This is a genomic window from Allosphingosinicella sp. (genome assembly GCF_036570505.1).
Taxonomy (GTDB): domain Bacteria; phylum Pseudomonadota; class Alphaproteobacteria; order Sphingomonadales; family Sphingomonadaceae; genus Allosphingosinicella.
Map to the genome: position 1 here is coordinate 1 of NZ_DATCYB010000115.1, position 14,052 is coordinate 14,052.

Genomic DNA, 14,052 nt, shown 5'->3' on the forward strand with positions numbered 1-14,052 from the left:
GGCGAGCGCGCTCGACGGCGCCCGCACCGTCACCGAATATCGCGCCACCGGCCTCGCCCCCGAGCGGATGACGCCGCAGCGGGCGCAGGCGCTGGAGCGGATCGGCGATCGCCAGGGGCTGGTGCGCGAGCTGGCGCTGGCGGCGGACGTGTCCGACGGCGTCATCCGGGGACTGGTCAAGGCCGGCGCGGTCGAGGCGGTCGAGGTCTCGGTCGACGATCCCTTCCCGGTTCCTGATCCCGACCATCGGCCGCCGCTGCTGGAAGCCGCGCAGCAGGAAGCCGCGCGGCAATTCATTGATGCCGTGGATGCCCGAGAGTTCGCGCCCTTCCTCCTCGACGGAGTCACGGGATCGGGGAAGACCGAGGTCTATTTCGAGGCGGTCGCCGAGGCCGTGCGCGAGGGCCGCCAGACCCTTGTCCTGCTTCCGGAAATCGCCCTCACGGAACCGTTCCTGAAGCGCTTCGCCGCGCGATTCGGCTGCGAGCCCGTCGCCTGGCATTCGGGCCTGCGCCAATCCCAGCGCCGCCGCGCCTGGCGCGCCATCGCCACGGGCGAGGCGCTGGTCGTCGTCGGCGCCCGCTCAGCCCTGTTCCTGCCCTATCGCAACCTTGGTCTGATCGTCGTCGACGAGGCCCACGAAACCAGCTTCAAGCAGGAGGACGGCGTTCAATATCACGCCCGCGACGTCGCTGTGATGCGATCCAAGCTGGAGCGGGTCCCGGCCATCCTCGCCTCCGCCACGCCCGCCATCGAGACGCGGCAGATGGCCGAGATCGGCGTCTATGCGGAGGTGAAGCTCCCTGATCGCTATGGGGTAGCGGAGATGCCCGACATCGCCGCCATCGACCTCCTCGCCGACCCGCCTCCGCGCGGCCGGTGGCTGGCGCCGACCCTGGTCCGCGAGATCGAGACCAATCTGGCGCGCGGCGAGCAGACCCTGCTCTTTCTCAACCGCCGCGGCTATGCCCCCCTCACCCTCTGCCGCCATTGCGGGCATCGCTTCCAATGCCCAAATTGCACGGCCTGGATGGTCGAGCATCGTCTGGTCTCCCGCCTCGCCTGCCACCATTGCGGCCACGTCATGCCGCCGCCGCGCGCCTGCCCCGAGTGCAAGGAGGAGGACAGCCTGGTTCCCGTCGGTCCCGGCGTCGAGCGGATCGCCGACGAGGTGAAGGCTTTGTTCCCAGACGCCCGCACCGCCATCGTCACCTCCGACACCATCTGGTCCCCCGCCAAGGCCGCCGAGTTCGTCGGGAGGATGGAGGCGGGCGACATCGATATCGTCATCGGCACCCAGCTAGTCACCAAGGGCTACCACTTCCCCAACCTCACTTTGGTGGGGGTCGTCGACGCCGATCTCGGCCTCTCCGGCGGCGATCTTCGCGCTGCCGAGCGCAGCTTCCAGCAGATCATGCAGGTTTCCGGCCGCGCCGGCAGGGGTGAGAAGCCGGGCCGCGTCTTCGTCCAGACCCGCGAGCCCGCCGCTCCCGTCATCAGCGCTCTCGTCAGCGGCGACGCCGAAGGCTTCTATGCCGCCGAGACGGAAGCCCGCCGCGACGCCGCCATGCCTCCGTTCGGCCGCCTGGCCGGCATCATCATCTCGTCGGAGGACCTGGCCGAAACCACCGAAACCGCCCGCCTCATCGGCCGCACCGCGCCCAAGGTCGAGCAGATGGCCGTCTTCGGCCCCGCCCCCGCTCCCCTCGCCATGCTCCGCGGCCGCCATCGCCAGCGCCTCCTCGTCCATGCCGCCCGCAGCCTCGACGTGCAGGACGTGATCCGCGACTGGCTCGGCAAGCTGGAGTGGCCCCGCGGCGTGCGCGTGGCGGTGGACGTCGATCCCTATAGTTTTCTCTAAACCAGGACAGTTGCGTCGATCGGGTCCCGGCTGCTAGGCTAGGAGGCTGCGAAACAAGCGGTTCCTGCTTCGCGCGGGACAGGGGCGATCGATGCGTCTTTGGCCGATCTTTCTGGCGATCCTGGCTTGGGCCAGCCCAGCCGCCGCGGAGTGGCGCCAGGCGCAATCCAGTCATTTCATCATCTATTCGAAGGACAGCGAAGAAGCGCTGAGACAGTTCGCTACCCGTCTCGAGCGTTTCGAAGGGGCGATGCGGGCGATCCATGGCTTGCCCGACCTCGATCCCGGCCCTGCTAACCGGATCACGATCTATGCTGTCGACGATGCGGACGCCGTTCGGCGCCTGGGACGGATGGGGGGAGGCCTGATGGGCTTCTACGTCCCGCGAGCGGGTGGCTCCGTGGCCTTCGTTCCTCGCAGCATCGGCGATTCCTATCAGAATATGAGCGCCCAGTCGGTCCTGCTCCACGAATATGCCCACCATTTTCTCTACCAGAACCACCCCGCGGCCTATCCGGCCTGGTTCGTGGAGGGTTCGGCGGAATTCTATTCCACCGCCCGTTTCGACGAGGATGGCAGCGTCACTTTCGGAACGCCTCCAAAGCATCGGGCCTTGGAGCTTTTCGTCCGGAGCAGTTCGCTGACCCTGACGGAAATGCTCGGCAAGCTGCCGTCCCAGCTGAGCAGCCTGGAAGTCGAGCGCCTGTACGGAAAGGCATGGCTCCTCACTCATTATCTTCGGCTCGAGCGGAAGGGACAGTTGGCCCTGTATCTGCGGGCGATCAATCGGGGAAAGTCGAGCCTCGAAGCCGCCAGGCTGGTTTTCGGAAACCTCCGTGCGGTGGAAAGCGCGCTTCGTAAATACAAGAAGCGCGACCAGTTGGCCGGGCTCCGTGTCGATCCGGCGATGATCGACGTGGGAGAGATAGAAATCCGCGCGCTGGACTCGGGCGAAGCGGCGATGATGGGCGTTCGCATGGTGTCGCGTCGCGGCGTCACCGAAAAGGTCGCGAGGGAACTGGTGCCCGACGCCCGCCGCGTCGCTGCTCCCTATCCTCACCATCCGGTCGTGCAGGCCTGGCTTGCCGAGATTGAATTTGACGCCGAAAACTTCGCTGCGGCGGAGGCTGCGGCGGACAGGGCGATCGCCGCCGATCCGAAAGAGATAGCGGCCTGGATCTACAAGGGCCGCGCCCAGATCGCGGCGGCCGTGACGGCCAATTCGGCGGACCCGTCCGTCTGGAGTGAAGCGCGAAGATCGCTGGCGACCGCCAATCACCTCGATCCCGATCATCCGGGGCCTCTCATCCTCTTTTATGAGAGCTTTGGCGAGCAAGGCATCGATCCGACCGCAAATGCCGTAACCGGTCTAAGATACGCCTATGTTCTGGCCCCTTACGACCGGACCTTGCGGCGTCTCCTGGCCAGTCAGCTGCTGGTGCAGGGCGATGCGGCCGAAGCCCGGGCCGTGCTGTCGGCGATAGCGTACGATCCCCATGAGGGCGAAGCCGGCGAAGCCGCTGCGCAGGTGATGCGAAAGATCGACGCCGGCGACATGGAGGCGGCGCTGAAGATCTGGCGGGCCGCCGAGGCATCCAGAGAAGACGCCTGACGCTTACCGCGCTGGCTAGCCCAACCGATCGACCCGCGCCGCGAAGCAGCCGCGCCGGGCGTTATGGACGTGGAGGTAGGCGGCGCCATCGCCGAGCATTCGCTCGATCAACGGCTCCAGCTCCGAACCGTCGATGCAATCAGCATCTATCATCATGTCTCCGCCGTCGAAGGCGCGCACCGACAGCAGACGACCGCTGAGCAGCGGGGGCACTTCGTTCTCGAACGCGGCTTCCGATCGCGCCGCTTCGCGGACGAAGATGGCGTGGCTGGAGCGGTAGGGCGTCGCCGCCGCCTGGTGCTCGTAATTGAGGAGAAGCAGCGTTTCGCCGGGCTCGGCGTCCTCCAATGTGACTCGACAGGGAAAGCCCGGCTTACTGTCAGCCGTCACACGAAGGACATTGCGCGCCTTCAGCGCCTCGTCGTCGAGCCCGAACAGCGGCTCGAAGTCGGCAAGCGGCAGGCCGCTGACGCGGTAGCCCATTATCGCGATCCTTCCCTCGCCAGAAGCTTCTCCTTGCGCTCCAGCCCGTAAGCGTAGCCGCCAAGTGCGCCGCCAGTGCGGATGACGCGGTGACAGGGGATGAGCACGGCGACATTGTTGGCGCCATTGGCTGAGCCCGCCGCCCGCACCGCGCCCGGCTTGCCGACCGCCGCGGCGATCTGGGCGTAGGTTCGCGTCTCGCCCGGCGGTATGCGCTGGAGCTCCCGCCACACCGCCTGCTGGAAGGCCGTGCCGCGCACGTCGAGCGGCAGGTCATGCGGTTTCTCCGGCGCGTTCACCGCCGCCACCGTCCGCCGGACGAGATCGGCCATCGCCGCACCGCCCTGCTCAATCGTGGCCATCGGGAAACGGCGACGAAGCTCCGCCTCGCCCTCGTCGAAGGACAGCCGGCAAATGCCCTTATCCGTCGCCGCAACGAGCATAGTGCCGAGATCCGTCTCCGCGGTCGCCCAGCGGATCGTCTCGCCCCGTCCGCCGTCTCGCCAGGCCGATGGGGTCATGCCCAACCGCTGCTTGGCGTCCGCATAGAAGCGGCCCGGCCCGGAATAGCCGGCGTCATAGATGGCGTCCGTAACACGGCCGTTGGTCTCAAGGCTGGTCGTCATGGTCTGTGCTCTCTTTCCGCGCGCATATTCCGCCGGAGTGACCCCGGTCGCGCGCTTGAACAGTCGGTGGAAATGATGGGGCGAATAGCCGGCCGCGGCGGCCAGCTCGTCGAGCGAAGGCGGAGTTTCCGCCTGCTCCAGCAGCCGGTACACCCGATCGAGCGCCGCCGCTTCACGAGTCACCTCGTCCGGTCTACAGCGAAGGCACGCCCGAAGACCCGCCTCCGCCGCCTCCGCTCCGCTGGCGAAGAAGCGGACATTCTCTCGGCGAGGATGCCGCGCGGCGCAGCTCGGCCGGCAATAGATCCCGGTGGTGAGGACGCCGGTGACGAACGTCCCGTCGGCCGTCCGATCCCGCGCCATCACGGCACTCCAGGCGGCCTCTTCGTCGATGAGTTTCTGCGGTTTCATGAGGCTTATATATGCCTCCTCAAGAGCCGCTACACCCCGAAGCTTGCTGTCAAAGCGCATCCGTCATCCCGGCGAAAGCCGGGACCGAAGAACTCGGCGGAATGCAGGGATGGCGCTGGCGTTCACTACTCCCACTCTTATGTTCTTGGGTCCCGGCTTCCGCCGGGATCACTACAAGCAAACGCCCGTCTTGCATCCGCAAATGACCCCTGCTACGGCCCGCGCGACCCATCTGGGGGCTCCTCGTGAGGCCCCCTTTTCGCATGGGGCGACATCCGATCTGGGAGTTTAGGGGCGCGTGGAGAATTCCGGCGGCATACAGGCAAGTTTGGCGGGGCGCTATGCGACCGCCCTGTTCGAGCTCGCCCGTGACGAAAAGCAGCTTCAGGCGGTCGGCGGCAGTCTCGCCGCGCTGAAGGCGGCGCTAGCCGAATCGGAGAATTTCCGCCGGCTGACGACCAGCCCGCTCATCTCACGCGACGAGGCGGTGAAGGCCGTTGGCGCGACCGCGAGCGCCATGAAACTCGATCCCATCACGGCGAACTTTCTCGGCGTGCTCGCCCAGAACCGCCGTCTGGGGCAGCTCGGCAACGTCATCCGCGCCTTCAACCTGCTGGCCGCCGCCCATCGCGGCGAGACCACGGCGGAAGTGACCTCGGCCCATCCGCTCAGCGACGACCAGGTCGCCGCGCTCAAGAAGAATCTCAAATCCCGTCTCGGCCGCGACGTCGCGGTCGATCTCACCGTCGAGCCCGCCATATTGGGCGGCCTCGTCGTCAAGATCGGCAGCCAGATGATCGACGGCTCCATCCGCACCAAACTCAATACCCTCGCGCAGGCGATGAAAGGCTGAAAATGGACATCCGCGCCGCTGAAATTTCCAAGGTCATCCGCGACCAGATCGCCAGCTTCGGCACCGAGGCCCAGGTCTCCGAGGTCGGTACCGTGCTGTCGGTCGGGGACGGCATCGCCCGCATCCACGGCCTCGACAATGTCCAGGCCGGCGAAATGATCGAATTCGCCAACGGGGTGAAGGGCATGGCCCTGAACCTGGAGGCCGACAATGTCGGCGCCGTCATCTTCGGGTCGGACGCCGAGATCGGCGAGGGCGACACCGTCAAGCGGACCGGCACCATAGTCGACGTCCCCGTCGGCAAGGGCCTGCTCGGCCGCGTCGTCGACGGCCTCGGCAATCCGATCGACGGCAAGGGCCCGATCGAGGGCGCCGAGCTCCCGGAAAATCGCCGTCGCGTCGAAACAAAGGCGCCGGGCATCATCCCGAGGAAGTCGGTGCACGAGCCGGTCCAGACCGGCCTCAAGGCCCTGGATGCGCTCGTCCCCGTCGGCCGCGGCCAGCGCGAGCTGATCATCGGCGACCGCCAGACCGGCAAGACCGCCGTCGCCCTCGACACCTTCATCAACCAGAAGACGGTGAACGAAGGCGACGATGAATCGAAGAAGCTCTACTGCATCTACGTCGCCATCGGCCAGAAGCGCTCGACCGTCGCCCAGATCGTCCGCGCGCTCGAAGAGAATGGCGCGATGGAATATTCCATCGTCGTCGCCGCCACCGCGTCCGAGCCGGCGCCGCTCCAGTTCCTGGCGCCCTATACCGGCTGCACGATGGGCGAATATTTCCGCGACAACGGCATGCACGCCGTCATCGTCTATGACGATTTGTCCAAGCAGGCCGTCGCCTATCGCCAGATGTCTCTGCTGCTCCGCCGTCCGCCGGGCCGCGAAGCCTATCCGGGCGACGTCTTCTATCTCCACAGTCGCCTGCTCGAGCGCGCCGCCAAGATGAACGAGGACAATGGCGCCGGCTCGCTGACTGCCCTGCCGATCATCGAAACCCAGGCGGGCGACGTGTCGGCCTATATCCCGACCAACGTCATCTCGATCACCGACGGCCAGATCTTCCTGGAGACGGAATTGTTCTACCAGGGCATCCGCCCGGCCATCAACGTCGGCCTCTCGGTCAGCCGCGTCGGCTCGGCCGCGCAGACCAAGGCGATGAAGAAGGTCGCCGGCTCGATCAAGCTGGAGCTGGCCCAATATCGCGAAATGGCCGCCTTCGCCCAGTTCGGCTCGGACCTCGACGCCTCGACCCAGAAGCTGCTCAACCGCGGTGCGCGTTTGACGGAACTGCTGAAGCAGCCGCAGTTCAACCCGATGCCGATGGAAGAGCAGGTCGTCTCCATCTTCGCCGGTGTGAACGGCTTCCTCGACACCGTGCCGGTGAACGCCGTCACCCGCTTCGAAAGCGGGCTCTTGAGCCACGTCCGCAACGATCATGCCGACGTGCTCACCACCATCCGCGACACCAAGACGCTCGACGATGCTACCAGCGACAAGCTCAAGAGCATCATCGGCGATTTCGTGAAGACGTTCGCTTGATTGTTCCCCGGCGAAGGCCGGGGCCCAGACTGGATACCGGCCTTCGCCGGTAAACGAGAGAGACTAAATGGCCAGCCTCAAGGCACTCAAAGGGCGGATCGCCTCGGTCAAGTCGACCCAGAAGATCACCAAGGCGATGAAGATGGTCGCCGCGGCCAAGCTGCGCCGGGCGCAGCAGGCCGCGGAGGCCGGACGCCCCTATGCCTCGCGCCTCGAAGCGGTGATGACAAGCCTCGCCTCGAAGGTGACGATCGGCCCCGAGAGCCCGAAGCTGCTCGCCGGCACCGGCTCCGACCAGACGCACCTCCTCGTCGTCTGCACGTCGGACCGCGGCCTCGCCGGCGCGTTCAACTCGAACATCGTCCGCGCCGCCCGCAAGAAGGCAGATGCGCTACAGGCCGAGGGCAAGACCGTCTATTTCTACCTGGTCGGCCGCAAGGGCCGCGCGGTGATCGGCCGCCTGTTCCCCAAGCAGATCGTCCACCAGTATGACACGACCACCTTCAAACAGGTGAGCTTCGAGGTCGCCCAGGCGATCGCCGGCGACATCGCCGAGCGCTTCGAGAACGGCCGCTTCGACGTCGCCCATCTCTTCTACGCCCGTTTCCAGTCGGTGCTGGTCCAGGAGCCGACCGAGCAGCAGATCATCCCCGTGCCGATGCCGGAGAAAGCGGAAGCCGCCGAAGGCGTCAGCGCCGCCGTCGAATATGAGCCGGACGAGGAGGAAATCCTCGCCGAGCTCCTGCCGCGCAACGTCGCCGTCCAGATCTTCCGCGCCATGCTCGAAAACGCCGCCTCGGAAGAAGGCAGCCGCATGACCGCGATGGACAACGCGACCCGCAACGCCGGCGACATGATCAACCGCCTGTCGATCCAGTACAACCGCACCCGCCAGGCCGCGATCACCACCGAACTCGTCGAAATCATTTCGGGCGCCGAGGCGCTGTAGATGGCGAAGAGGAGGATGGCCTTGCGGGTTGTGATCCTCTCGCCGCTGCACTGATCTGGTTCTTGAACAGTGAGTGGATGGATATTGATAAATGTCTCGACGGCGGCGGCCGCTGGGACGAAGCAAGCAAAAGCTGCCAGTTCGCGACTGGCGAGATGAGTTAGAAGGCAAGGGACTGAAGTCATGGCAACCGCCCCCGCTACCACTACCAACAATGTCGGCCGCATCAGTCAGGTCATCGGCGCGGTCGTCGACGTGTCGTTCGATGCCGAGCTGCCGGCGATCCTGTCCGCGCTCGAGACCGACAATAACGGCAACCGCCTCGTCCTCGAGGTCGCCCAGCATCTCGGCGAAAACACCGTCCGCACCATCGCGATGGACTCGACCGACGGCCTCACCCGCGGCCAGACGGTGACCGACACCGGTTCGCAGATCCGCGTCCCCGTCGGCCCCAAGACGCTCGGCCGCATCATGAACGTCATCGGCGAGCCGATCGACGAGCGCGGCCCCATCGGCGCCACCGACACGGCCCCCATCCACGCGGACGCGCCCTTGTTCGTCGACCAGTCGACCGAGAGCGCCATCCTCGTCACCGGCATCAAGGTCATCGATCTCCTCGCTCCCTACGCCAAGGGCGGCAAGATCGGCCTGTTCGGCGGCGCCGGCGTCGGCAAGACCGTGCTCATCCAGGAGCTGATCAACAACATCGCCAAGGGCCATGGCGGCACCTCGGTGTTCGCCGGCGTCGGCGAGCGCACCCGCGAGGGCAACGATCTTTATCACGAGTTCCTTGATGCCGGCGTCATCGCCAAGAACGAGGCCGGTGAAGCGATCTCCGAAGGCTCCAAGGTCGCCCTCGTCTATGGCCAGATGAACGAGCCGCCGGGCGCCCGCGCCCGCGTCGCCCTCTCCGGCCTCACCATCGCCGAATATTTCCGCGACCAAGAGGGCCAGGACGTGCTCTTCTTCGTCGACAACATCTTCCGCTTCACCCAGGCGGGCTCGGAAGTGTCGGCGCTGCTCGGTCGCATCCCGTCGGCGGTGGGCTACCAGCCGACCCTGTCGACCGACATGGGCGCCCTTCAGGAACGCATCACCTCGACCAACAAGGGCTCGATCACCTCGGTCCAGGCCATCTACGTCCCCGCGGACGACCTGACCGACCCAGCGCCGGCCACGTCCTTCGCGCATTTGGACGCGACGACCGTGCTCAACCGCGCCATCTCCGAACTCGGCATCTATCCGGCCGTCGACCCGCTCGATTCTACCAGCCGCGTGCTGGAGCCGCGCACCGTCGGCCAGGAGCATTACGAGACCGCCCGCGCCGTCCAGGAAGTGCTGCAGAAGTACAAGTCGCTGCAGGACATCATCGCCATTCTCGGCATGGATGAGCTTTCGGAAGAGGATAAGCTGACCGTCGCCCGTGCGCGCAAGATCCAGCGCTTCCTCTCCCAGCCCTTCCACGTCGCCGAGGTGTTCACCGGCATCCCCGGCAAGTTCGTGCCCGTCGAGGACACGATCAAATCGTTCAAGGCAGTCGTCGACGGCGAATACGACCACCTCCCCGAAGCCGCCTTCTATATGGTCGGCGGCATCGAGGAAGCCGTCGCCAAGGCCCAGAAGCTGGCCTCCGAGGCGGCGTAACGCAACTCCCCTCCCGCAAGCGGGAGGGGTCGGGGGAGAGCCTGTAACCTCCCCCATCGACATTCCCTCCCCCAGCCCCTCCCGCTTGCGGGAGGGGAGAGGATAGAAAAATGGCCGATCTCCACTTCGAACTCGTCACCCCCGAAAAGCTCGTGCGCTCGGAGGACGTCCACATGGTCGTCGTCCCCGGCAGCGAGGGCGAATTCGGCGTGCTCGCCGGCCACGCCCCCTTCATGTCGACCATCCGCGACGGCGAAGTCGCCATCTACAAGACCGCCGGCGCCCAACCAGAGCGCATCGCCATCGAAGGCGGCTTCGCGGAAGTGAACGACAAGGGCCTCACCGTGCTTGCCGAAAAGGCCGACGTTCCGGCCTGAGCGTTCCCGGCGAAAGCCGGGTCCCAGAACGGCGTCTGAAACTGGACCCCGGCTTTCGCGGGGACCTAGTTCATCCGCCGATACGTCCAGCTCTGCGGCTTGCTCCCGTCCATCAGCGATGTGGTCGCCACCAGCGTCTCGCCCTCCAGCCGGTAGCTGATCCGCTGCGGATAATCGTGCTCCGGGTTCTCGAACACCGCCTCGCCCTTCCCGCCCTTCACCAGCGGAAATCGAACCGCCGGCGCGCCGCCCGGCATGCCGTGGAAGGCGACGTCGCCATCCTTCCCCGCCATGATCCGCATATGCTCGAAGCTCGTCGCCGTCTCGCCGCGCCCTGAGAAACCCGCGCCGATCATGATGCCGCCCCTGGGCGGGGTCCACCATTCCTCGGTCCACCGATCGCCCTCGCGGCTCGCCCACGAGCCGCTCAGCCAGATGAGATCCTCCACCCCCGCCGCTGGCGCCGCGGCGAGGGTCGCGAGCCCCGCCAGCACCGCCGCCGCGACACCGCCCATCCTCATGCCGCCTCTCCTCTCGTGTTCCCGCCGATCATCCGCTCCTCCGTCCGGTTAGGCAATTGTCAAAGTTTCCCGCCTATTCACCAGCGTCGCGCGCAATTGAGATGAGGGTCGCACGGGCATGAGTGCATTTGGACGGCGAGGCGGCGGACCGGGACAGCGTCCCTCTTTCGGTGTCGCTCGGCCCATGAAGGGCGGCCCCGGCGGCGCGGCGCCCGTGCCCGCTCCCGAAGACGGCGGCGAGCAGTTCCCGCCGCTCGAATCGCTCCCCATTTCCGACGACGGCGCCCCGCTGGAGCCCGCGCCCGGCGATGCGATGTCCCGCCTCGCCGACCGCATGGCCCTGTCGGGCGACTCAGCCACGTCCAAGAACGAAGGCTTCGAGGCCTCGATCCACCGCATCAAGGAGCAGGTCCTTCCCCGCCTCCTGGAACGCGTCGATCCCGAGGCCGCCGCCACCCTCTCCAAGGACGAGCTGGCCGAGGAATTCCGCCCGATCATCGGCGAGGTGCTTGCCGAGCTGAAAATCAATCTCAACCGCCGCGAGCAGTTCGCGCTCGAAAAGGTGCTGGTCGACGAGCTGCTCGGCCTCGGACCGCTCGAAGAGCTGCTGAACGACCCCGACATCTCCGACATCATGGTCAACGGCCCGAACCAGACCTTCATCGAGAAGAAGGGCAAGCTCCAGCTCGCCCAGATCCAGTTCCGCGACGAGGAGCATCTGTTCCAGATCGCTCAGCGGATCGTCAACAAGGTCGGCCGTCGCGTCGACCAGACCACGCCGCTCGCCGACGCCCGCCTCCAGGACGGCAGCCGCGTCAACGTCATCGTGCCGCCGCTGTCCTTGAAGGGCACGGCGATCTCGATCCGCAAATTCTCCGAAAAGCCGATCACGCTCGACATGATGAAGGGCTTCGGCTCGATGTCGGACAAGATGGCGACCTGCCTCAAGATCGCCGGCGCGTCGCGTATGAACATCGTCATTTCGGGCGGCACCGGCTCGGGCAAGACGACGATGCTCAACGCGCTTTCCAAGCTCATCGACCCCGGCGAGCGCGTCATCACCATCGAGGACGCGGCCGAGCTTCGGCTTCAGCAGCCGCACTGGCTCCCGCTCGAAACCCGCCCGCCTAACCTCGAAGGCCAGGGCGCGATCACCATCCGCGACCTCGTCATCAACGCGCTCCGCATGCGTCCCGACCGCATCATCCTCGGCGAGATCCGCGGCAGTGAATGTTTCGATCTCTTGGCCGCCATGAACACCGGCCACGACGGCTCGATGGCGACCCTGCACTCCAATAGCCCACGCGAATGCCTGGCGCGTATGGAGAACATGGTGATGATGTCGGACATCAAGGTGCCGAAGGAAGCCATCTCCCGTCAGATCGCCGACTCTGTCGATCTCATCGTCCAGGTGAAGCGCCTCCGCGACGGCACCCGCCGCACCACCAACGTCACCGAGGTGATCGGCATGGAAGGCGACGTCATCGTGACGCAGGAGCTGTTCAAGTTCGAATATCTCGACGAAGCCGCCGACGGCAAGATCATCGGCGAATACCGGAGCATGGGGTTGAGGCCCTACACGCTGGAGAAGGCCAAGCAGTTCGGGTTTGATCAGCCTTACTTGGAAGCTTGTCTGTAACGCACAAGCCGTCACCCCGGACTTGATCCGGGGTCCACCTTCCTTGCGACTCCGATTAAGAAAATATGGAATGCCAGGTCCGGCATGACGGCCTTAACGCCGGCCGTGACGAATTTGGCGCGCCGCCCCAAAAACCCCCTTCCAATGTAGGATTTCGTCTGTCAGCCTCTTTCGAGGCTCGATCGAACCAATCGATCGGCTCGATCAAACTGCCGTCTTTGATGAAATGGAATGTATTTAGGGCGTAATCTTTGTAATCTTCGGCGCCGTCACACCTTCAGCGCCAGCGCCGCCGCGATGACGGCGGCGAGGCCGGCGAGGACCTGGATCAGCGTCCAGGGCATCCAACCGGGTCGGTCGAGGTCGCGGCGCTTGGAGCGGCGCCATTCGGCGAGGCCCGCGGCCGCCGCCGCCATCGCCGCCGCACCGGCCAGGGTCCAGAGTATCGCTTGCGTCGTCATTTCCGGTCCGTCATGAGAAACGGCACCCGATTGGAGGAGAGAAGCCCGATGCGCCAGACCCTAATCAAAGCGCCCCTGTTTCGCGCCGCGCTGCTGAGCGCGCTCATTATTCCCGCCGGCGCCTGCATGGCGCAGGAGGACAAGGCGGCCGCCCACGAGCAAGCGGTGCCCGCCGCCGATAGCGTGCTCGCTGCCGCCCTCGCCGCGCCGACCCGCACGCCCGCCAACGTAGCGCGCGACAAATATCGGCACCCGACCGAGACGCTCGCCTTTTTCGGAGTCGATCCCGGCGACACGGTGGTCGAGCTGTGGCCCGGCGGCGGCTGGTATACCGAGGTGCTGGCGCCCTATATCGGCGAGGCCGGCAAGCTCTATGTCGTGCCGTCGGTCGGCCGCTCCGCCGACAGCATCGCGAAGAAGATCGCGAGCGATCCCGTTTATTCGCACGTCACGGCCGCGCCGGTCGATCCCGGCAAGCAGCCCAGCGCCATCCCCGCTGGCAGCGCCGACGTCGTCCTCACGTTCCGCAACGTCCACAACTGGCTGGGCTCGGAAAACAACACGCCGATCGCCGAGGCCGTCTTCGCCGAGGCGTTCCGCGTGCTGAAGCCCGGCGGCACCTTCGGCGTGGTCGAGCATCGCCTGCCCGAGGACGCCGACGCGGCGCGCGAGAAGCAGAGCGGCTACGTGAAAGTGTCCACGATCAAGGCGCTGGCGGAGAAGGCCGGCTTCCGCTTCGCCGAGGCCTCCGACGTCAACGCCAACCCGAAGGACACGCACGATCATCCCGGCGGCGTCTGGGCCCTGCCGCCCACCTACACCAACAAGGACGTCGACCGCGCGAAATACGAAGCCATCGGCGAAAGCGACCGCATGACCCTGAAGTTCGTGAAACCGGAATGAGTCCCTCTCCCCAACGCGGGAGAGGGCCTAGAGCCGGATGAGATTACATTGACGCGTATCCGGCGTTGGCGAGGTAGTTCTGGCATTCGGCTGGGCTGAAGGTGTCGAGGAGTGAGCCGATGCGCTTCCATGTGTTTTCGGTGGTTCGCTCGGCGGCTTTGCGGAGCA

General features: G+C 66.0%; 13 protein-coding genes and 1 pseudogene. 9 read left to right on the forward strand and 5 right to left on the reverse strand.

The genetic code is table 11. From position 1 onward, the window contains the following. A partial coding sequence (locus VIR62_RS14885; RefSeq protein ID WP_431872536.1) for a primosomal protein N' occupies positions 1-1,861 on the forward strand: 1,861 nt, incomplete at its 5' end. 91 nt (positions 1,862-1,952) lie between these two features. After that, positions 1,953-3,473, forward strand: coding sequence for a hypothetical protein (locus VIR62_RS14890; protein ID WP_431872538.1), 1,521 nt, complete (start codon positions 1,953-1,955; stop codon positions 3,471-3,473). 15 nt (positions 3,474-3,488) lie between these two features. Here VIR62_RS14890 and VIR62_RS14895 read toward each other — a convergent pair whose 3' ends face one another. Together VIR62_RS14895 and ada are read right to left on the reverse strand one after the other, a co-directional pair. Continuing rightward, complete coding sequence (locus tag VIR62_RS14895) at positions 3,489-3,956, reverse strand: DUF1203 domain-containing protein (protein WP_431872540.1); 468 nt, start codon at positions 3,954-3,956, stop codon at positions 3,489-3,491. Continuing rightward, positions 3,956-4,993, reverse strand: a complete 1,038-nt coding sequence (ada, locus tag VIR62_RS14900; protein ID WP_431872541.1) for a bifunctional DNA-binding transcriptional regulator/O6-methylguanine-DNA methyltransferase Ada — start codon at positions 4,991-4,993, stop codon at positions 3,956-3,958. The genes VIR62_RS14895 and ada overlap by 1 nt, the downstream gene beginning before the upstream one ends. A 298-nt stretch (positions 4,994-5,291) precedes the next feature. On the opposite strand from ada, the gene VIR62_RS14905 reads away from it, so the two are divergent. From VIR62_RS14905 to VIR62_RS14925, 5 genes are all read left to right on the forward strand, one after another. Continuing rightward, complete coding sequence (locus VIR62_RS14905; protein ID WP_431872543.1) at positions 5,292-5,846, forward strand: F0F1 ATP synthase subunit delta; 555 nt, start codon at positions 5,292-5,294, stop codon at positions 5,844-5,846. A 2-nt stretch (positions 5,847-5,848) separates the two neighbouring features. Further along, positions 5,849-7,390, forward strand: coding sequence for a F0F1 ATP synthase subunit alpha (gene atpA, locus VIR62_RS14910; protein ID WP_431872545.1), 1,542 nt, complete (start codon positions 5,849-5,851; stop codon positions 7,388-7,390). Positions 7,391-7,457: 67 nt separating this feature from the next. Beyond that, a complete protein-coding gene (locus VIR62_RS14915; RefSeq protein WP_431872546.1) occupies positions 7,458-8,339 on the forward strand; it encodes a F0F1 ATP synthase subunit gamma in 882 nt (293 codons plus the stop codon). Between the two features lie 183 nt (positions 8,340-8,522). Next, a complete protein-coding gene (atpD, locus tag VIR62_RS14920) occupies positions 8,523-9,983 on the forward strand; it encodes a F0F1 ATP synthase subunit beta (protein WP_431872548.1) in 1,461 nt (486 codons plus the stop codon). Positions 9,984-10,093: 110 nt separating this feature from the next. Continuing rightward, complete coding sequence (locus VIR62_RS14925; protein ID WP_431872549.1) at positions 10,094-10,360, forward strand: ATP synthase F1 subunit epsilon; 267 nt, start codon at positions 10,094-10,096, stop codon at positions 10,358-10,360. A gap of 65 nt (positions 10,361-10,425) precedes the next feature. On the opposite strand, the gene VIR62_RS14930 is transcribed toward VIR62_RS14925, so the two are convergent. After that, the gene (locus VIR62_RS14930) at positions 10,426-10,881 is read right to left on the reverse strand and encodes a DUF6265 family protein (RefSeq protein ID WP_431872551.1); all 456 of its coding nucleotides are present in this window, start codon (positions 10,879-10,881) and stop codon (positions 10,426-10,428) included. Positions 10,882-10,999: 118 nt separating this feature from the next. Here VIR62_RS14930 and VIR62_RS14935 point away from each other — a divergent pair, with 118 nt between their 5' ends. Then, positions 11,000-12,520, forward strand: coding sequence for a CpaF family protein (locus VIR62_RS14935; RefSeq protein WP_431872552.1), 1,521 nt, complete (start codon positions 11,000-11,002; stop codon positions 12,518-12,520). Between the two features lie 269 nt (positions 12,521-12,789). Here the strand turns inward: VIR62_RS14935 and VIR62_RS14940 are convergent, their stop codons facing one another. Further along, the gene (locus VIR62_RS14940) at positions 12,790-12,981 is read right to left on the reverse strand and encodes a hypothetical protein (RefSeq protein WP_431872554.1); all 192 of its coding nucleotides are present in this window, start codon (positions 12,979-12,981) and stop codon (positions 12,790-12,792) included. A gap of 48 nt (positions 12,982-13,029) precedes the next feature. Here VIR62_RS14940 and VIR62_RS14945 point away from each other — a divergent pair, with 48 nt between their 5' ends. Continuing rightward, positions 13,030-13,884, forward strand: coding sequence for a class I SAM-dependent methyltransferase (locus tag VIR62_RS14945; protein ID WP_431872555.1), 855 nt, complete (start codon positions 13,030-13,032; stop codon positions 13,882-13,884). 43 nt (positions 13,885-13,927) lie between these two features. Here the strand turns inward: VIR62_RS14945 and VIR62_RS14950 are convergent. After that, positions 13,928-14,052: pseudogene (locus tag VIR62_RS14950) on the reverse strand (IS630 family transposase); the annotation flags it as partial.

Bases quoted from the DNA above. Each gene is read 5' to 3' on its own strand.
- VIR62_RS14940 (WP_431872554.1), bottom strand. From the start codon at position 12,981: ATGACGACGCAAGCGATACTCTGGACCCTGGCCGGTGCGGCGGCGATG.
- atpD (WP_431872548.1), top strand. From the start codon at position 8,523: ATGGCAACCGCCCCCGCTACCACTACCAACAATGTCGGCCGCATCAGT.
- VIR62_RS14935 (WP_431872552.1), top strand. From the start codon at position 11,000: ATGAGTGCATTTGGACGGCGAGGCGGCGGACCGGGACAGCGTCCCTCT.
- VIR62_RS14915 (WP_431872546.1), top strand. From the start codon at position 7,458: ATGGCCAGCCTCAAGGCACTCAAAGGGCGGATCGCCTCGGTCAAGTCG.
- VIR62_RS14945 (WP_431872555.1), top strand. From the start codon at position 13,030: ATGCGCCAGACCCTAATCAAAGCGCCCCTGTTTCGCGCCGCGCTGCTG.
- atpA (WP_431872545.1), top strand. From the start codon at position 5,849: ATGGACATCCGCGCCGCTGAAATTTCCAAGGTCATCCGCGACCAGATC.
- VIR62_RS14890 (WP_431872538.1), top strand. From the start codon at position 1,953: ATGCGTCTTTGGCCGATCTTTCTGGCGATCCTGGCTTGGGCCAGCCCA.
- VIR62_RS14895 (WP_431872540.1), bottom strand. From the start codon at position 3,956: ATGGGCTACCGCGTCAGCGGCCTGCCGCTTGCCGACTTCGAGCCGCTG.
- VIR62_RS14925 (WP_431872549.1), top strand. From the start codon at position 10,094: ATGGCCGATCTCCACTTCGAACTCGTCACCCCCGAAAAGCTCGTGCGC.
- ada (WP_431872541.1), bottom strand. From the start codon at position 4,993: ATGAAACCGCAGAAACTCATCGACGAAGAGGCCGCCTGGAGTGCCGTG.
- VIR62_RS14930 (WP_431872551.1), bottom strand. From the start codon at position 10,881: ATGAGGATGGGCGGTGTCGCGGCGGCGGTGCTGGCGGGGCTCGCGACC.